The 19,048-nt window shown below is 56.1% G+C and carries 8 protein-coding genes, 4 tRNA genes, 6 rRNA genes and 1 pseudogene; 13 read left to right on the forward strand and 6 right to left on the reverse strand.

Features of this window, described 5'->3' with window-relative positions:
• Positions 1–10: 10 nt before the first annotated feature.
• From KDW96_RS20955 to rrf (KDW96_RS21010), 12 genes are all read left to right on the forward strand, one after another.
• Positions 11–682 (forward strand): bifunctional 4-hydroxy-2-oxoglutarate aldolase/2-dehydro-3-deoxy-phosphogluconate aldolase, encoded by a 672-nt coding sequence (locus KDW96_RS20955; RefSeq protein ID WP_255838149.1) that lies wholly within the window; start codon positions 11–13, stop codon positions 680–682.
• Positions 683–762: 80 nt separating this feature from the next.
• On the forward strand, positions 763–1,626 hold the full coding sequence (locus KDW96_RS20960; RefSeq protein WP_255838150.1) for an aldo/keto reductase: 864 nt from the start codon (positions 763–765) through the stop codon (positions 1,624–1,626).
• A 611-nt stretch (positions 1,627–2,237) separates the two neighbouring features.
• Positions 2,238–3,774: ribosomal RNA gene (locus KDW96_RS20965) — 16S ribosomal RNA — on the forward strand.
• Between the two features lie 65 nt (positions 3,775–3,839).
• Positions 3,840–3,916: transfer RNA gene (locus KDW96_RS20970), tRNA-Ile, on the forward strand.
• Positions 3,917–3,947: 31 nt separating this feature from the next.
• Positions 3,948–4,023, forward strand: a tRNA-Ala gene (locus KDW96_RS20975).
• Between the two features lie 250 nt (positions 4,024–4,273).
• A 23S ribosomal RNA gene (locus tag KDW96_RS20980) occupies positions 4,274–7,164 on the forward strand.
• A 141-nt stretch (positions 7,165–7,305) separates the two neighbouring features.
• Positions 7,306–7,421, forward strand: a 5S ribosomal RNA gene (gene rrf / locus KDW96_RS20985).
• A 392-nt stretch (positions 7,422–7,813) separates the two neighbouring features.
• Positions 7,814–9,350: ribosomal RNA gene (locus tag KDW96_RS20990) — 16S ribosomal RNA — on the forward strand.
• A 65-nt stretch (positions 9,351–9,415) separates the two neighbouring features.
• Positions 9,416–9,492: transfer RNA gene (locus KDW96_RS20995), tRNA-Ile, on the forward strand.
• Between the two features lie 31 nt (positions 9,493–9,523).
• Positions 9,524–9,599, forward strand: a tRNA-Ala gene (locus KDW96_RS21000).
• A gap of 250 nt (positions 9,600–9,849) precedes the next feature.
• A 23S ribosomal RNA gene (locus tag KDW96_RS21005) occupies positions 9,850–12,740 on the forward strand.
• 141 nt (positions 12,741–12,881) lie between these two features.
• A 5S ribosomal RNA gene (rrf, locus tag KDW96_RS21010) occupies positions 12,882–12,997 on the forward strand.
• The 16S, 23S and 5S rRNA genes sit together here with 4 tRNA genes alongside, the layout of an rRNA operon.
• 215 nt (positions 12,998–13,212) lie before the next feature.
• Here rrf (KDW96_RS21010) and queD read toward each other — a convergent pair.
• The 3 genes from queD to KDW96_RS21025 all read right to left on the reverse strand — a co-directional run bounded on the left by queD (position 13,213) and on the right by KDW96_RS21025 (position 16,848).
• Positions 13,213–13,569: a 6-carboxytetrahydropterin synthase QueD gene (queD, locus tag KDW96_RS21015; protein WP_255838151.1), complete on the reverse strand. Its 357-nt coding sequence runs from the start codon at positions 13,567–13,569 to the stop codon at positions 13,213–13,215.
• A 174-nt stretch (positions 13,570–13,743) separates the two neighbouring features.
• Positions 13,744–14,889 carry a catalase family protein gene (locus KDW96_RS21020; RefSeq protein ID WP_255838152.1) on the reverse strand — a complete coding sequence of 382 codons (1,146 nt, stop codon included), beginning with the start codon at positions 14,887–14,889 and terminating at the stop codon, positions 13,744–13,746.
• 42 nt (positions 14,890–14,931) lie between these two features.
• The gene (locus tag KDW96_RS21025) at positions 14,932–16,848 is read right to left on the reverse strand and encodes a c-type cytochrome (RefSeq protein ID WP_255838153.1); all 1,917 of its coding nucleotides are present in this window, start codon (positions 16,846–16,848) and stop codon (positions 14,932–14,934) included.
• A 314-nt stretch (positions 16,849–17,162) separates the two neighbouring features.
• On the opposite strand from KDW96_RS21025, the gene KDW96_RS21030 reads away from it, so the two are divergent.
• Positions 17,163–17,630 (forward strand): DUF3429 domain-containing protein, encoded by a 468-nt coding sequence (locus tag KDW96_RS21030; RefSeq protein WP_255838154.1) that lies wholly within the window; start codon positions 17,163–17,165, stop codon positions 17,628–17,630.
• Positions 17,631–17,661: 31 nt separating this feature from the next.
• Here KDW96_RS21030 and KDW96_RS21035 read toward each other — a convergent pair whose 3' ends face one another.
• The 3 genes and pseudogenes from KDW96_RS21035 to KDW96_RS22340 all read right to left on the reverse strand — a co-directional run.
• On the reverse strand, positions 17,662–18,276 hold the full coding sequence (locus tag KDW96_RS21035; protein ID WP_255838155.1) for a hypothetical protein: 615 nt from the start codon (positions 18,274–18,276) through the stop codon (positions 17,662–17,664).
• 7 nt (positions 18,277–18,283) lie between these two features.
• Positions 18,284–18,475, reverse strand: a complete 192-nt coding sequence (locus tag KDW96_RS22335) for a hypothetical protein (RefSeq protein ID WP_370295239.1) — start codon at positions 18,473–18,475, stop codon at positions 18,284–18,286.
• A gap of 159 nt (positions 18,476–18,634) precedes the next feature.
• Positions 18,635–19,046 (reverse strand): annotated as a pseudogene (locus KDW96_RS22340) (methyl-accepting chemotaxis protein); the annotation flags it as partial.
• Positions 19,047–19,048 lie beyond the last annotated feature (2 nt).

The following is a 19,048-nucleotide window of genomic DNA, read 5'->3' on the forward strand; positions in this document are numbered from 1 at the left end:
ACCAGCCGATATGAACAACAACGACACCCTCCAGAGCAGCCGCATGGCTGGCAAAATCGCCCAGATCGACAGCATCTGCGCCCGCGCCCGCATCATGCCGGTGATCACCATCGCCCGTGAGGAGGACATCCTGCCGCTGGCCGATGCCCTGGCGGCCGGCGGTCTGACCGTTCTGGAGGTCACCCTGCGCTCGCAGTACGGCTTGACGGCCATCCGCCTGTTGCGCGAGTTGCGCCCGGAGCTGTGCGTCGGCGCCGGCACCGTGCTCGACCGCCAGATGCTCGCCGCGGCCATCGAGGCGGGCGCCCAGTTCATCGTCACGCCGGGTTCCACGGCCGAGCTGCTGCAGGCGGGTCTGGAGTGTGATGTGCCCATGCTGCCAGGTACCAGCAGCGCCTCGGACATCATGCTCGGCTACGGTCTGGGCTACCGGCGCTTCAAGCTGTTCCCTGCAGAGGTTTGCGGCGGCACCGCTGCACTCAAGGCTCTGGGAGGCCCATTCAACGGTGTGCGCTTCTGCCCGACCGGCGGCGTCAGCCCGGAGAACCTGCAGCGCTACATGAGCCAGTCCAATGTCATGTGCGTCGGCGGTAGCTGGATGCTCGACAGTCAGTGGATCAAGAATGGTGACTGGGCGCGGATTCAGCAGGCCAGCGCCGAGGCGTTGCAGCTGCTCGCCTGAGTCTTTTGCCCGGCGTCACCGGTTCGGTGGCGTCAGGGCTATTGCGTTCCCGTCCCGGATCGCGCGCCAAGGAACTTCCTATGACCGACAAAGCCCTCGAGCAGCCGCTGCTGCTCGGCATGATGCGCCTGCTCGACTACCCGGAGCTGGCGGGCCCGCAAAAGTTGCTCGGCTTGATCGAGCGTTGCATGGAGCGGGGTCTGACGGGTTTCGATCACGCCAACATCTATGGGTTGGGGGAGTGCGAAGCGCGGTTCGGAGCGGCTTTGCGCCTACGTCCCGAGCTGCGCGCACGGCTGCAGTTGATCAGCAAGGCCGACATAGTGCCGGCGGCCCAGGATGTCTCGCGCTGGCGGGTCAAGCACTACAGCACGGCTGCGGCCTACCTTATAGAGATGGTCGATGCTTCGCTGTCGCGTCTCGGCGTTGAACGCCTGGATGGCTTTCTGCTACATCGTCCCGACCCGCTGCTGCAGGTCGACGAGGTGGTCGCGGCGTTACAGGCGCTGTTGGCGAGTGGCAAGGTTGGCTGGCTCGGGCTGTCCAATGCCGAGCCGCTGCACTGGCAGGTGCTCGGTCGCCAGCTGCCGCTTCGCTGCAATCAGATCGAGCTGTCGCTGATGTCTCAGCAGACCGCCTGGGATGGTCGATTGCAGGCCATGCAGGCGGATGGCCTGCAGGCTCAAGCGTGGTCGCCGCTGGCTGGCGGTGCCTTTACGCCGGCGTTGAGCAGGGCACTAGAAGAGGTGGCCGAGTTCCTTCAGGCGACGCCGAACCAGGTAGCGTTGGCCTGGGTGCGTCGGTTGCCCGGCAGGCCGCAAGCTGTCCTTGGTAGTCTGCGCTGGTCGCGCATCGAGGAAGCGCTGGCAGGGACGGCACTGCAGTTGGATGCGCCTACCTGGTTCCACCTGGCCGAAGTGGCTCGGGGCGTGAAGACGCCCTGAGTCGTTCTTGGGGGCTGCGAGTGCGTCGCGGGTGAGTTTCTCCGCCAGTCGAAATAAAGCGTTGACCTTAGCTTCGCCGGGCCTATAATGCGCGCCTTCTCCGGCGTAAGCCTCTCGTAAAAGTATTTGTAAAACAGATACTTAGATTTAAATGAGGGGTTGCAAAGCAGCGCAGGCTGCGTAGAATGCGCCGGGCTGACGGGGTGGTTTGTTGATCCTGTCGGTGCTTCGGTCGAGTGGCTCGAAAGCGGTTGCAAGAGGTGGTTGACAGCGGTTTTGAACGCTGTAGAATTCGCCTCCCGCTGACGAGAAGCTGAAGGTTGATCGGAGGCGCAAGTGGTTGAAGTAGAAAAGAAATTTTCGAAACTGCTTGACGGAAGATGAGGCTGCTGTAGAATGCGCGCCTCGGTTGAGACGAAAGACTTAACCAACTGTTCTTTAACAACTGAATCAAGCAATTCGTGTGGGTGCTTGTGAGGTAAGACTGGTAGTCAACTGATTATCAGCATCACAAAGCAACACTCGTTAATTCGAGAGTTAACTCTTACTTCGGTAAGAGGTTTGCGATTGCTGAGCCAAGTTTAGGGTTTTCTCAAAACCCAAGCAGTATTGAACTGAAGAGTTTGATCATGGCTCAGATTGAACGCTGGCGGCAGGCCTAACACATGCAAGTCGAGCGGATGAGGGTAGCTTGCTACCTGATTCAGCGGCGGACGGGTGAGTAATGCCTAGGAATCTGCCTGGTAGTGGGGGACAACGTTTCGAAAGGAACGCTAATACCGCATACGTCCTACGGGAGAAAGTGGGGGATCTTCGGACCTCACGCTATCAGATGAGCCTAGGTCGGATTAGCTAGTTGGTGAGGTAATGGCTCACCAAGGCGACGATCCGTAACTGGTCTGAGAGGATGATCAGTCACACTGGAACTGAGACACGGTCCAGACTCCTACGGGAGGCAGCAGTGGGGAATATTGGACAATGGGCGAAAGCCTGATCCAGCCATGCCGCGTGTGTGAAGAAGGTCTTCGGATTGTAAAGCACTTTAAGTTGGGAGGAAGGGTTGTAACCTAATACGTTGCAATTTTGACGTTACCGACAGAATAAGCACCGGCTAACTCTGTGCCAGCAGCCGCGGTAATACAGAGGGTGCAAGCGTTAATCGGAATTACTGGGCGTAAAGCGCGCGTAGGTGGTTTGTTAAGTTGGATGTGAAAGCCCCGGGCTCAACCTGGGAACTGCATCCAAAACTGGCAAGCTAGAGTACGGTAGAGGGTGGTGGAATTTCCTGTGTAGCGGTGAAATGCGTAGATATAGGAAGGAACACCAGTGGCGAAGGCGACCACCTGGACTGATACTGACACTGAGGTGCGAAAGCGTGGGGAGCAAACAGGATTAGATACCCTGGTAGTCCACGCCGTAAACGATGTCAACTAGCCGTTGGGTTCCTTGAGAACTTAGTGGCGCAGCTAACGCATTAAGTTGACCGCCTGGGGAGTACGGCCGCAAGGTTAAAACTCAAATGAATTGACGGGGGCCCGCACAAGCGGTGGAGCATGTGGTTTAATTCGAAGCAACGCGAAGAACCTTACCTGGCCTTGACATCTACAGAACTTTCCAGAGATGGATTGGTGCCTTCGGGAACTGTAAGACAGGTGCTGCATGGCTGTCGTCAGCTCGTGTCGTGAGATGTTGGGTTAAGTCCCGTAACGAGCGCAACCCTTGTCCTTAGTTACCAGCACGTTATGGTGGGAACTCTAAGGAGACTGCCGGTGACAAACCGGAGGAAGGTGGGGATGACGTCAAGTCATCATGGCCCTTACGGCCAGGGCTACACACGTGCTACAATGGTCGGTACAAAGGGTTGCCAAGCCGCGAGGTGGAGCTAATCCCATAAAACCGATCGTAGTCCGGATCGCAGTCTGCAACTCGACTGCGTGAAGTCGGAATCGCTAGTAATCGTGAATCAGAATGTCACGGTGAATACGTTCCCGGGCCTTGTACACACCGCCCGTCACACCATGGGAGTGGGTTGCACCAGAAGTAGCTAGTCTAACCGCAAGGGGGACGGTTACCACGGTGTGATTCATGACTGGGGTGAAGTCGTAACAAGGTAGCCGTAGGGGAACCTGCGGCTGGATCACCTCCTTAATCGACGACACCAGCTTCCTTATAAGCTCCCACACGAATTGCTTGATTCATTGCGAAAGACGATTGGGTCTGTAGCTCAGTTGGTTAGAGCGCACCCCTGATAAGGGTGAGGTCGGCAGTTCGAATCTGCCCAGACCCACCAATTGTTGTGGGGTTTGGCCTTGTACGAATATGGGGCCATAGCTCAGCTGGGAGAGCGCCTGCCTTGCACGCAGGAGGTCAGCGGTTCGATCCCGCTTGGCTCCACCACTTACAGCGCCGTTGTGTAGAGTTCAGAAATGAACATTCCTGAAATGCTCAGTTGAATGTTGATTTCTGGTCTTTGACCAGTACGAAAATCGTTCTTTAAAAATTTGGGTATGTGATAGAAGTGACTGATTAATTACTTTCACTGGTAATTAGTTTGGTCAAGGTAAAATTTGCGTTGTTCTCAAGTGCAAATTTTCGGCGAATGTCGTCTTCACGTTAGAGACAGTAACCAGATTGCTTGGGGTTATATGGTCAAGTGAAGAAGCGCATACGGTGGATGCCTTGGCAGTCAGAGGCGATGAAAGACGTGGTAGCCTGCGAAAAGCTTCGGGGAGTCGGCAAACAGACTTTGATCCGGAGATCTCTGAATGGGGGAACCCACCCAGCATAAGCTGGGTATCCTGCACTGAATACATAGGTGTAGGAGGCGAACCAGGGGAACTGAAACATCTAAGTACCCTGAGGAATAGAAATCAACCGAGATTCCCTTAGTAGTGGCGAGCGAACGGGGACTAGCCCTTAAGCTTCTTTGATTTTAGCGGAACGCTCTGGAAAGTGCGGCCATAGTGGGTGATAGCCCTGTACGCGAAAGGATCTTAGAAGTGAAATCGAGTAGGACGGAGCACGAGAAACTTTGTCTGAATATGGGGGGACCATCCTCCAAGGCTAAATACTACTGACTGACCGATAGTGAACCAGTACCGTGAGGGAAAGGCGAAAAGAACCCCGGAGAGGGGAGTGAAATAGAACCTGAAACCGTATGCGTACAAGCAGTGGGAGCCTACTTTGTTGGGTGACTGCGTACCTTTTGTATAATGGGTCAGCGACTTATATTCAGTGGCGAGCTTAACCGAATAGGGGAGGCGTAGCGAAAGCGAGTCTTAATAGGGCGTTTAGTCGCTGGGTATAGACCCGAAACCGGGCGATCTATCCATGGGCAGGTTGAAGGTTAGGTAACACTGACTGGAGGACCGAACCGACTACCGTTGAAAAGTTAGCGGATGACCTGTGGATCGGAGTGAAAGGCTAATCAAGCTCGGAGATAGCTGGTTCTCCTCGAAAGCTATTTAGGTAGCGCCTCGTGTATCACTGCTGGGGGTAGAGCACTGTTTCGGCTAGGGGGTCATCCCGACTTACCAAACCGATGCAAACTCCGAATACCAGCAAGTGTCAGCACGGGAGACACACGGCGGGTGCTAACGTCCGTCGTGAAAAGGGAAACAACCCAGACCGTCAGCTAAGGTCCCAAAGTTATGGTTAAGTGGGAAACGATGTGGGAAGGCTTAGACAGCTAGGAGGTTGGCTTAGAAGCAGCCACCCTTTAAAGAAAGCGTAATAGCTCACTAGTCGAGTCGGCCTGCGCGGAAGATGTAACGGGGCTCAAACCATACACCGAAGCTACGGGTTCAACGTAAGTTGAGCGGTAGAGGAGCGTTCTGTAAGCCTGTGAAGGTGAGTTGAGAAGCTTGCTGGAGGTATCAGAAGTGCGAATGCTGACATGAGTAACGACAATGCGAGTGAAAAACTCGCACGCCGAAAGACCAAGGTTTCCTGCGCAACGTTAATCGACGCAGGGTGAGTCGGCCCCTAAGGCGAGGCAGAAATGCGTAGTCGATGGGAAACGGGTTAATATTCCCGTACTTCTAGTTACTGCGATGGAGGGACGGAGAAGGCTAGGCCAGCACGGCGTTGGTTGTCCGTGTTTAAGGTGGTAGGCAGAGTGCTTAGGTAAATCCGGGTGCTTAATGCCGAGAGCTGATGACGAGCGTTCTTTTAGAATGCGAAGTGGTTGATGCCATGCTTCCAGGAAAAGCTTCTAAGCTTCAGGTAACTAGGAACCGTACCCCAAACCGACACAGGTGGTTAGGTAGAGAATACCAAGGCGCTTGAGAGAACTCGGGTGAAGGAACTAGGCAAAATGGCACCGTAACTTCGGGAGAAGGTGCGCCGGTGAGGGTGAAGCATTTACTGCGTAAGCTCATGCCGGTCGAAGATACCAGGCCGCTGCGACTGTTTATTAAAAACACAGCACTCTGCAAACACGAAAGTGGACGTATAGGGTGTGACGCCTGCCCGGTGCCGGAAGGTTAATTGATGGGGTTAGCTAACGCGAAGCTCTTGATCGAAGCCCCGGTAAACGGCGGCCGTAACTATAACGGTCCTAAGGTAGCGAAATTCCTTGTCGGGTAAGTTCCGACCTGCACGAATGGCGTAACGATGGCGGCGCTGTCTCCACCCGAGACTCAGTGAAATTGAAATCGCTGTGAAGATGCAGTGTATCCGCGGCTAGACGGAAAGACCCCGTGAACCTTTACTATAGCTTTGCACTGGACTTTGAGTTTACTTGTGTAGGATAGGTGGGAGGCTTTGAAGCGTGGACGCCAGTTCGCGTGGAGCCAACCTTGAAATACCACCCTGGTAACCTTGAGGTTCTAACTCTGGTCCGTTATCCGGATCGAGGACAGTGTATGGTGGGTAGTTTGACTGGGGCGGTCTCCTCCTAAAGAGTAACGGAGGAGTACGAAGGTGCGCTCAGACCGGTCGGAAATCGGTCGTAGAGTATAAAGGCAAAAGCGCGCTTGACTGCGAGACAGACACGTCGAGCAGGTACGAAAGTAGGTCTTAGTGATCCGGTGGTTCTGTATGGAAGGGCCATCGCTCAACGGATAAAAGGTACTCCGGGGATAACAGGCTGATACCGCCCAAGAGTTCATATCGACGGCGGTGTTTGGCACCTCGATGTCGGCTCATCACATCCTGGGGCTGAAGCCGGTCCCAAGGGTATGGCTGTTCGCCATTTAAAGTGGTACGCGAGCTGGGTTTAGAACGTCGTGAGACAGTTCGGTCCCTATCTGCCGTGGACGTTTGAGATTTGAGAGGGGCTGCTCCTAGTACGAGAGGACCGGAGTGGACGAACCTCTGGTGTTCCGGTTGTCACGCCAGTGGCATTGCCGGGTAGCTATGTTCGGAAAAGATAACCGCTGAAAGCATCTAAGCGGGAAACTTGCCTCAAGATGAGATCTCACTGGAGCCTTGAGCTCCCTGAAGGGCCGTCGAAGACTACGACGTTGATAGGTGGGGTGTGTAAGCGCTGTGAGGCGTTGAGCTAACCCATACTAATTGCCCGTGAGGCTTGACCATATAACACCCAAACAATTTGTTGTTTGTGTGCTCGATGGCTGAAGTCGACAACAAACCGAAAATTTGCCAGAACACGCAATACCACGACATCACATACCCAATTCGGGGAAGCGCCTTAACCGCGAATCCCCTGCTGAATTGCTTGACGACCATAGAGCGTTGGAACCACCTGATCCCATCCCGAACTCAGTAGTGAAACGATGCATCGCCGATGGTAGTGTGGGGTTTCCCCATGTGAGAGTAGGTCATCGTCAAGCACCTATCCCAAACCCCCGATCCGCGCAAGCGGGTCGGGGGTTTGCTTTTAGTGAAAGCCTAAGTTTTGTACTTGGGCGTGAAGCTAAAAGCTGGCGAAAGCCGCTAAGTTTCACCAAGCGGTTGAAGTAGAAAAGAAATTTTCGAAACTGCTTGACGGAAGATGAGGCTGCTGTAGAATGCGCGCCTCGGTTGAGACGAAAGACTTAACCAACTGTTCTTTAACAACTGAATCAAGCAATTCGTGTGGGTGCTTGTGAGGTAAGACTGGTAGTCAACTGATTATCAGCATCACAAAGCAACACTCGTTAATTCGAGAGTTAACTCTTACTTCGGTAAGAGGTTTGCGATTGCTGAGCCAAGTTTAGGGTTTTCTCAAAACCCAAGCAGTATTGAACTGAAGAGTTTGATCATGGCTCAGATTGAACGCTGGCGGCAGGCCTAACACATGCAAGTCGAGCGGATGAGGGTAGCTTGCTACCTGATTCAGCGGCGGACGGGTGAGTAATGCCTAGGAATCTGCCTGGTAGTGGGGGACAACGTTTCGAAAGGAACGCTAATACCGCATACGTCCTACGGGAGAAAGTGGGGGATCTTCGGACCTCACGCTATCAGATGAGCCTAGGTCGGATTAGCTAGTTGGTGAGGTAATGGCTCACCAAGGCGACGATCCGTAACTGGTCTGAGAGGATGATCAGTCACACTGGAACTGAGACACGGTCCAGACTCCTACGGGAGGCAGCAGTGGGGAATATTGGACAATGGGCGAAAGCCTGATCCAGCCATGCCGCGTGTGTGAAGAAGGTCTTCGGATTGTAAAGCACTTTAAGTTGGGAGGAAGGGTTGTAACCTAATACGTTGCAATTTTGACGTTACCGACAGAATAAGCACCGGCTAACTCTGTGCCAGCAGCCGCGGTAATACAGAGGGTGCAAGCGTTAATCGGAATTACTGGGCGTAAAGCGCGCGTAGGTGGTTTGTTAAGTTGGATGTGAAAGCCCCGGGCTCAACCTGGGAACTGCATCCAAAACTGGCAAGCTAGAGTACGGTAGAGGGTGGTGGAATTTCCTGTGTAGCGGTGAAATGCGTAGATATAGGAAGGAACACCAGTGGCGAAGGCGACCACCTGGACTGATACTGACACTGAGGTGCGAAAGCGTGGGGAGCAAACAGGATTAGATACCCTGGTAGTCCACGCCGTAAACGATGTCAACTAGCCGTTGGGTTCCTTGAGAACTTAGTGGCGCAGCTAACGCATTAAGTTGACCGCCTGGGGAGTACGGCCGCAAGGTTAAAACTCAAATGAATTGACGGGGGCCCGCACAAGCGGTGGAGCATGTGGTTTAATTCGAAGCAACGCGAAGAACCTTACCTGGCCTTGACATCTACAGAACTTTCCAGAGATGGATTGGTGCCTTCGGGAACTGTAAGACAGGTGCTGCATGGCTGTCGTCAGCTCGTGTCGTGAGATGTTGGGTTAAGTCCCGTAACGAGCGCAACCCTTGTCCTTAGTTACCAGCACGTTATGGTGGGAACTCTAAGGAGACTGCCGGTGACAAACCGGAGGAAGGTGGGGATGACGTCAAGTCATCATGGCCCTTACGGCCAGGGCTACACACGTGCTACAATGGTCGGTACAAAGGGTTGCCAAGCCGCGAGGTGGAGCTAATCCCATAAAACCGATCGTAGTCCGGATCGCAGTCTGCAACTCGACTGCGTGAAGTCGGAATCGCTAGTAATCGTGAATCAGAATGTCACGGTGAATACGTTCCCGGGCCTTGTACACACCGCCCGTCACACCATGGGAGTGGGTTGCACCAGAAGTAGCTAGTCTAACCGCAAGGGGGACGGTTACCACGGTGTGATTCATGACTGGGGTGAAGTCGTAACAAGGTAGCCGTAGGGGAACCTGCGGCTGGATCACCTCCTTAATCGACGACACCAGCTTCCTTATAAGCTCCCACACGAATTGCTTGATTCATTGCGAAAGACGATTGGGTCTGTAGCTCAGTTGGTTAGAGCGCACCCCTGATAAGGGTGAGGTCGGCAGTTCGAATCTGCCCAGACCCACCAATTGTTGTGGGGTTTGGCCTTGTACGAATATGGGGCCATAGCTCAGCTGGGAGAGCGCCTGCCTTGCACGCAGGAGGTCAGCGGTTCGATCCCGCTTGGCTCCACCACTTACAGCGCCGTTGTGTAGAGTTCAGAAATGAACATTCCTGAAATGCTCAGTTGAATGTTGATTTCTGGTCTTTGACCAGTACGAAAATCGTTCTTTAAAAATTTGGGTATGTGATAGAAGTGACTGATTAATTACTTTCACTGGTAATTAGTTTGGTCAAGGTAAAATTTGCGTTGTTCTCAAGTGCAAATTTTCGGCGAATGTCGTCTTCACGTTAGAGACAGTAACCAGATTGCTTGGGGTTATATGGTCAAGTGAAGAAGCGCATACGGTGGATGCCTTGGCAGTCAGAGGCGATGAAAGACGTGGTAGCCTGCGAAAAGCTTCGGGGAGTCGGCAAACAGACTTTGATCCGGAGATCTCTGAATGGGGGAACCCACCCAGCATAAGCTGGGTATCCTGCACTGAATACATAGGTGTAGGAGGCGAACCAGGGGAACTGAAACATCTAAGTACCCTGAGGAATAGAAATCAACCGAGATTCCCTTAGTAGTGGCGAGCGAACGGGGACTAGCCCTTAAGCTTCTTTGATTTTAGCGGAACGCTCTGGAAAGTGCGGCCATAGTGGGTGATAGCCCTGTACGCGAAAGGATCTTAGAAGTGAAATCGAGTAGGACGGAGCACGAGAAACTTTGTCTGAATATGGGGGGACCATCCTCCAAGGCTAAATACTACTGACTGACCGATAGTGAACCAGTACCGTGAGGGAAAGGCGAAAAGAACCCCGGAGAGGGGAGTGAAATAGAACCTGAAACCGTATGCGTACAAGCAGTGGGAGCCTACTTTGTTGGGTGACTGCGTACCTTTTGTATAATGGGTCAGCGACTTATATTCAGTGGCGAGCTTAACCGAATAGGGGAGGCGTAGCGAAAGCGAGTCTTAATAGGGCGTTTAGTCGCTGGGTATAGACCCGAAACCGGGCGATCTATCCATGGGCAGGTTGAAGGTTAGGTAACACTGACTGGAGGACCGAACCGACTACCGTTGAAAAGTTAGCGGATGACCTGTGGATCGGAGTGAAAGGCTAATCAAGCTCGGAGATAGCTGGTTCTCCTCGAAAGCTATTTAGGTAGCGCCTCGTGTATCACTGCTGGGGGTAGAGCACTGTTTCGGCTAGGGGGTCATCCCGACTTACCAAACCGATGCAAACTCCGAATACCAGCAAGTGTCAGCACGGGAGACACACGGCGGGTGCTAACGTCCGTCGTGAAAAGGGAAACAACCCAGACCGTCAGCTAAGGTCCCAAAGTTATGGTTAAGTGGGAAACGATGTGGGAAGGCTTAGACAGCTAGGAGGTTGGCTTAGAAGCAGCCACCCTTTAAAGAAAGCGTAATAGCTCACTAGTCGAGTCGGCCTGCGCGGAAGATGTAACGGGGCTCAAACCATACACCGAAGCTACGGGTTCAACGTAAGTTGAGCGGTAGAGGAGCGTTCTGTAAGCCTGTGAAGGTGAGTTGAGAAGCTTGCTGGAGGTATCAGAAGTGCGAATGCTGACATGAGTAACGACAATGCGAGTGAAAAACTCGCACGCCGAAAGACCAAGGTTTCCTGCGCAACGTTAATCGACGCAGGGTGAGTCGGCCCCTAAGGCGAGGCAGAAATGCGTAGTCGATGGGAAACGGGTTAATATTCCCGTACTTCTAGTTACTGCGATGGAGGGACGGAGAAGGCTAGGCCAGCACGGCGTTGGTTGTCCGTGTTTAAGGTGGTAGGCAGAGTGCTTAGGTAAATCCGGGTGCTTAATGCCGAGAGCTGATGACGAGCGTTCTTTTAGAATGCGAAGTGGTTGATGCCATGCTTCCAGGAAAAGCTTCTAAGCTTCAGGTAACTAGGAACCGTACCCCAAACCGACACAGGTGGTTAGGTAGAGAATACCAAGGCGCTTGAGAGAACTCGGGTGAAGGAACTAGGCAAAATGGCACCGTAACTTCGGGAGAAGGTGCGCCGGTGAGGGTGAAGCATTTACTGCGTAAGCTCATGCCGGTCGAAGATACCAGGCCGCTGCGACTGTTTATTAAAAACACAGCACTCTGCAAACACGAAAGTGGACGTATAGGGTGTGACGCCTGCCCGGTGCCGGAAGGTTAATTGATGGGGTTAGCTAACGCGAAGCTCTTGATCGAAGCCCCGGTAAACGGCGGCCGTAACTATAACGGTCCTAAGGTAGCGAAATTCCTTGTCGGGTAAGTTCCGACCTGCACGAATGGCGTAACGATGGCGGCGCTGTCTCCACCCGAGACTCAGTGAAATTGAAATCGCTGTGAAGATGCAGTGTATCCGCGGCTAGACGGAAAGACCCCGTGAACCTTTACTATAGCTTTGCACTGGACTTTGAGTTTACTTGTGTAGGATAGGTGGGAGGCTTTGAAGCGTGGACGCCAGTTCGCGTGGAGCCAACCTTGAAATACCACCCTGGTAACCTTGAGGTTCTAACTCTGGTCCGTTATCCGGATCGAGGACAGTGTATGGTGGGTAGTTTGACTGGGGCGGTCTCCTCCTAAAGAGTAACGGAGGAGTACGAAGGTGCGCTCAGACCGGTCGGAAATCGGTCGTAGAGTATAAAGGCAAAAGCGCGCTTGACTGCGAGACAGACACGTCGAGCAGGTACGAAAGTAGGTCTTAGTGATCCGGTGGTTCTGTATGGAAGGGCCATCGCTCAACGGATAAAAGGTACTCCGGGGATAACAGGCTGATACCGCCCAAGAGTTCATATCGACGGCGGTGTTTGGCACCTCGATGTCGGCTCATCACATCCTGGGGCTGAAGCCGGTCCCAAGGGTATGGCTGTTCGCCATTTAAAGTGGTACGCGAGCTGGGTTTAGAACGTCGTGAGACAGTTCGGTCCCTATCTGCCGTGGACGTTTGAGATTTGAGAGGGGCTGCTCCTAGTACGAGAGGACCGGAGTGGACGAACCTCTGGTGTTCCGGTTGTCACGCCAGTGGCATTGCCGGGTAGCTATGTTCGGAAAAGATAACCGCTGAAAGCATCTAAGCGGGAAACTTGCCTCAAGATGAGATCTCACTGGAGCCTTGAGCTCCCTGAAGGGCCGTCGAAGACTACGACGTTGATAGGTGGGGTGTGTAAGCGCTGTGAGGCGTTGAGCTAACCCATACTAATTGCCCGTGAGGCTTGACCATATAACACCCAAACAATTTGTTGTTTGTGTGCTCGATGGCTGAAGTCGACAACAAACCGAAAATTTGCCAGAACACGCAATACCACGACATCACATACCCAATTCGGGGAAGCGCCTTAACCGCGAATCCCCTGCTGAATTGCTTGACGACCATAGAGCGTTGGAACCACCTGATCCCATCCCGAACTCAGTAGTGAAACGATGCATCGCCGATGGTAGTGTGGGGTTTCCCCATGTGAGAGTAGGTCATCGTCAAGCACCTATCCCAAACCCCCGATCCGCGCAAGCGGGTCGGGGGTTTGCTTTTGCACGATAGAAAAGGCCGGCGGTCATGCGGCGGGCTGATTTGCAGGCAGGCCTTCGTGCATGGGCCTATCCGTGCTGCTGCAAATGCTGTTTCAGCGCGGGGCGCGTTGATTAACGCACCTATAAAAAAGCCACCTTAACGGTGGCTTTTTTATAGGTGCGTAGTATCAGTCGCCACGGTATTCGCAGCCACTGGTGCAGGTCTCATGGATGCGAATGCGGGATAGCTCCGGCAGGAGGGGTTTGAGCTGCTGCCAGAGCCACTTGGCGATGACTTCGCTGGTGGGGTTTTCCAGGCCAGGAATATCGTTGAGGTAGTTGTGATCCAGCTGCTCGTAGAGCGGCTTGAAGATCTCTTTGATCTCGGCGAAATCACGGATCCAGCCGGTGTAAGGGTCTATCTCGCCTTCGATGTAGACGGCGACGCGAAAGGAGTGGCCGTGCAGCCGTCCACATTTATGGCCGTCCGGGACGTGGGGGAGGCGGTGAGCGGCCTCGAAAATAAATTCTTTGAACAGTTCCACTACTACATGTCTCTCTTGGGGGCGAGGCTGCAAGGCCGGCTCTGATAAACGCTGATCTTACCAGTTCGGTTCCTGTTTTAACCAATGTCAGGTCCGCTAGCTGTTCTCGTCCTCTCAGGAGCAGGCCTGGGATGCTCTTCGCAATGGGGAGGAAGTCTTGGGATTAGCCGTGGTCTACTTGTCCTGTGGCACGCCGTTTCTCTCGCGACGATAGACGCTTACCACCTCATACACGGCCTTCCGCAACCGGTTCAGGCCCCCGATTGGCCGGTGCTGCGGGAGCGAGTGCCAGGGATTGAAGGACAGGTTGTCGCAAAACCGGTTCTGCTCCGTGCTATCGAAGTCCTGGGCGGGCATCTGAATGTGGGCCACGGTTTGATAAGGCGACACGGCTTCGTCCCACTCGACACTAGGGTCTTCGATCGGCATGTAGTAGGCGGGGTTTTGCTTCTGGACCTGGAGGGCAAAGCAGGCCGGTACGCGGTCCAGTGAGAGTTGCTGGTAGAGGGCGCTACGCAGGAAATTGGGCAGGTCGGTGTTCGGTTCTGGCAGCTTGTAGGCCGGGCAGTTCTCCGGGGCGGGGATGACCCGATACTTGATGTTGTGTGGGCCGAGCTTGAACGGCGCGATGGAGTTGTAGGTCGTCGCCACCGGACTCTGCGGTGCCGGCGCCAGGGTCTTGAGGGCGATGATGAGGTGACGGAGTTCCCACCTTCGTGGGTCCCAGTCGGGGAAGAAGGCCAGGGCCTTCTTGCCGTCGGCCTGGGCGGCGAAGTTGCTTCGGTATTCGGCCACGTCGCGTACGAAGAAAACCGGATGGTTGAACATCACGAAGTCCTGTTCGTTCGCGTGTTCGCTGCCGACCATGAGTTTTTCACCGGGTACATCCAGAAGCTTGATGGCCATGCCGCGGGCGTCGCGAATTCGGTCGAACTGCGGATAGGCATTGCCGTTCGACAGGCGCACCCAGGCCTGCCAGGTTTTCCCCGGTACGCTCAGCACACCATGTCGCAGGCCCGCATCGAGGTCTTCCAGGACGGTCACTTCGGCCTTCACGCAGCCATGGGCCTTGGCATGGGCGTCACGCAGGACACGGGTGTTGTCCCGGTGTTGCTCGACGATACGGATGGCGTCTTCGATTATGGCTTGGGTGTAAGCCGCTTCACCTGGCGGAATCTGCTCGTTGCTGGACACTGGGCCGGCGTGCTTCCAGTTGTAGTAGGCGGTGCTGGCGGCCCAGCCGCCGAGCCCGAGCGCCAGGAGCAGGAGCAGCAGTCTACCGAACAGGCGACCGAGCCAGAGCCAGGCTTGTTTCAACATTGCATCCATCCTTATCCGTTGTTCTGATGTTGGCCTTCACGTTCAGGTCTGCTCTTGGTCGCCTTCGCCAGCACCCACGCTGTCTGCAGGCTGGCACTCGGGGCCGGGGCTCCAAGGTTTGGCCTTGATCGGTTCCAGTTGTTTTTCCACAGCGGAATTGCCCAGGACCTTGAGGTACTCGATCAACGCCAGGCGCTCCTCGGGCTGCAGCGCACGGCCGATCACGCCACCTTGGCGGCAACCATCGCGGAACTCATGGCCGCGGTTGCCGTTGCCGGTGATGCGGGTGTCGTAGAGGAAGCCGCCGGGAAACTCCTCACTGACGAAGCCCGCTTTCTGCGTGTCGTATTCAAAGTTTCCGACCCAGAATTGGGTTTGGCGTTCTGAGACAGGTGAGAGCAGTTGGAACAGGCTGGGTACCGATCCGTTATGCAGGAAGGGCGGCGTGGCCCAGATGCCGTCCAGTGGGCGGGCCTTGTAGCCGCGCTTTTCCTGGACACCGATAGGCAGACCGAAACCGTCCATTCGCCAGCGCTCCCGGGGTTGTATCCCCGCGTCCCGATACGCCCGGTCCTCGACATAGGCGGTGATGTACGCCAGCCCTTTTGCACTGGAGATGTTGTGAACGTCCACTTCATTCAGATCCGCGCCGAACAGGCGAACATCCAGCTTGCTCAGCGCGGCCTTGGTCCAGCCAAGACGGCTGATGTCGAAGCGGTGATCGGCGATGTTGTCGGCTGCGGTCGCGTCGGTACCGACAATCTCGGTCGGCACCACACGCATCTGCCACTCCGGGTCTCGCGCCGGGGCGAAGCGCTTGTCTCGGGGCTTGGGGTCCGGGGCGTGGCAGTAGGCGCAGTTCTCCTGATACAGCGCGCGGCCTCGGCTGGCGAGCGGTCGGTCGATCTGGCCGAATACCGCCTCGGGCCAGGCCGGAGGCTTCAGCTGTTTCAGGGTTTCCTCGAGGCTGTATAGATCGCGCAGGCGGACGCTGGAGGCGTAGCGCTCGGTTTCGGCAACGGCTTGACCATCGGTCTGCGTCAGCTGCAGGGTTGCGCCGACGCCCAGGGCCTCGCCGATATTGCGCGCCATGGGTTGCATGGCCGAGCCGTTCCATTGCACCCAGTCGAACTTCCAGATGTCCCAGACGTGGGGGTAGCTGACCGGTGCATTGGCCACTCGATAGTTGGCCGGGTCGATGGCATCGCCAAATACGCTATTGGCGATGCGCCCGAACGCGTCGGTGCGACCGAAGCCCTCCTCGGTCGGGTAGAGCCCACGATGCCAGTCGTTGTAGGCGGTATCGAGCAGGCGATCGAGTACCTCCTTGAAGTCGCGGCGCAGCTGGGCGCGGCCTTGCGCATAGTCCTCGCCCAGCACCTCTTTGGCGAAACGTCTGAACTTCAGAGGGTTGTAGTAGGTGAAGGCCATGCTCATGCCGAGCGCCTGGCCGAAGCCGCCGCCTCGCAAGGTGGGCACGGTGGACGCGAGCGAGTGCAAGGCTGGACCGCCGTCGATGCGCACGGCCTCGCCACGATAGCGCAGTTCGCCCGTGTGGCAGGCCGCGCAACTGATGTCCAGGTACTGGACGCCGCTTGCGCTATCCTCATGGCGAGCGAAGCCGACGGGAAGGTTGCCCGGGTTGCGTTCGCTCGGTGCCTGCTGCGGGTCGACCAGAAAACCGAAGCGCGCCAGGTAGTCGGGGGTGGCCAACTTGCCCGTGCTCAGGGGCAGTTCGAGGGCGGTGAACCACGCGTAGCGCAATCCCTTCACCCGGGTACCCTGGGGCGTGTAGTAGTAGGTTTGTCGCTGGTCTTCGGTCCACTGGTCCAGGTAGTGGAGGCGTGCCGGCTTCTGGTAGTCGGGGAGGTTCGGGTAGGCAATGAAGTACAGACCCATGCCAAGGCCGAGACCGAGCAACAGCAGAAGACCAAACAGGGCACGACGGAGCATTCGCATCGGGCACATCCTTGTCGAGCATGCATATTGGCCTGAGTTTATGCCAAGCAAGCCCAGTAATGGCAAGCGGCTATAACTATATCCGGCGTGACCGCCGGCAGGGTCGAGCCCGTATCTGGGCGCAAGGTCCGCGAAGTTGTTGTCGCGTGGCGCCACATTCGATGCGGGGCCGCGTCTGCTGGTTGAGCGCTGCGATGGGGCGCGTTAAGCCACGCACTGCATTCGAGCGACGTAGGTGTGCCTCAAGGTGACGGCGGTTTGCAGATGCGATCATTGTCTGGCTACCCTGTGGGCACATCTGACAGGAGTTCGCGATGCATCCCTTCGAAGCCAAGCATCCTCAGCAGCTGGCCATGCACCTGGGCTATGCCGGCCTGATACCTTTCGTCAGCGGCGCCCTGGGCATCTGGATCACGCCGTTCGCCTGGCGCCCCTATGTGATGTCGGCGCTGTTGGACTACGCCGCGGTGATACTGGCGTTTATGGGGGCGATTCATTGGGGGCTGGCGATGCGCGCCGAGGCCAGCGACGAGCGGGCCAAGCTGCAACTCGGCCTGTCGGTGATTCCGCCGATGCTGGGATGGGTCGCGGTCGCCAGCGGTATGCCGTTCGGCTTTGCACTGCCGGTGTTTCTGATTGCCTTCGTGCTGCTGTATTTCGCCGACCTGCATGCGGTCAAGCTGGGGCTGGCGCCCAAATGGTATCCGGCCTTGCGTCGGCCCCTGACCATCGTGGTGACGATCAGCCTGCTGCTCGCCTGGATCAGCCTGCTGCGCCTGTGAGCGGGCAGGTTACCTGGAGCCCCGGTCGAGGCTAGTAGGCGAGGCTGTCGGCCTGACGGTAGAGCATCAACAGCTTGCGGGTGATGGTTTGCTGGATGTCGTCGCGCTCGAAAGTAGAGAGGCGGCTGAGGCGATTGATCTGCAGGCGGTGCAGATGGATATAGGGCATCTGCTGATCGAATTCGCGCAAGTCGCCTTTCATCATGATCGGCAGGAACAGGTCGCCGATCTTCTTCTGGTTGCTGATGATCTGCGCCAGGGCCTGCTTGAAGGGCATGGTCTTGGGCGCCGGACCGCCTTCCTTGATCTGGGTGGCCAATAGCAGACCAGGCTTGCCCAGCAGGGCGCCGGGCAGCACGCAGAGCCCGGTCTTGCGCACGGCCAGGGACTCGATGCCGTGAAGGGTGTCATGGAAGGCATAGGGGTTGGGCAGCACCACCATCTTGCGGCCCTGGTCGCTGGGGAAGTGCAGGTCGTAGTTGGTATAGAGTTGGCGCACGGACTCGGAGTAGACGCACAGGCGATTGGCGAACAGCTGGATGAAACGTTCGGCCAGTTCCCGGCGGGCAATGCTGTCGAGGTCCCAGATCAGGTCCTGGTTTTGTGGCCTGCTGAGGTCGACTTCCTGATGTTCCATGCTGGTCATGCTTGCCTCATACGCGAAACTGCCTCAGTAGCCCGTTGAGTTGCTCGGCCATCTGCACCAGCTGTCGTCCGGCCTCGCTGGATTGTTCGGCCGCCTGGGCATTGTCATGTGCCAATTCTGCTACTTGGGTCACGTTCTGGTTAATATCTTCGACTACCTGCGATTGTTGCAGTGTGGCGCTGGCGATGGAAGCATTCAAGCCGGTTAGATTATGTAATGACTGGGCAATAAGGCCCAGGCTCTCACCCGCCCGCCCGCCCGCCCGCCCGCCCGCCCGCCCGCCTGGCCTGCTAAACGGTCAGCTGGGATGCCCGACTGCTTTCGTTGATGACTTTGACGGCCGCCTCGGAATTATCCTGCAGGCGCTCGATCATGCCCTGGATCTCGGCGGTCGATTGTTGGGTGCGCTGCGCCAGCAGGCGAACCTCATCGGCCACCACGGTGAAGCCGCGGCCCTGTTCGCCGGCGCGAGCGGCCTCGATGGCGGCGTTGAGGGCGAGCAGGTTGGTCTGTTCGGCGATCGAGCGGATCACCTCGAGGACGCTGCCGATCTGGGTGCTTTCCTCGGCCAGGGAGTGCATCACGGCGACCGCCTGGTCGATGGTGCTGGACAACTGGCCGATCTGGCGCAAGCTGGCATCGATATTCTGCTGACCTTGGCGGGCCTGTTCCTCGGCGGTGCGCACCTCAGTGGAGGCGTGTTCGGCGTTTTTCGCCACATCCTGCACGCCATAGGTCACTTGACTGATAGCGGTTGCCGCCAGCTCCATCT

The organism is Pseudomonas benzenivorans, from assembly GCF_024397895.1.
Classification (GTDB): domain Bacteria; phylum Pseudomonadota; class Gammaproteobacteria; order Pseudomonadales; family Pseudomonadaceae; genus Aquipseudomonas; species Aquipseudomonas benzenivorans_A.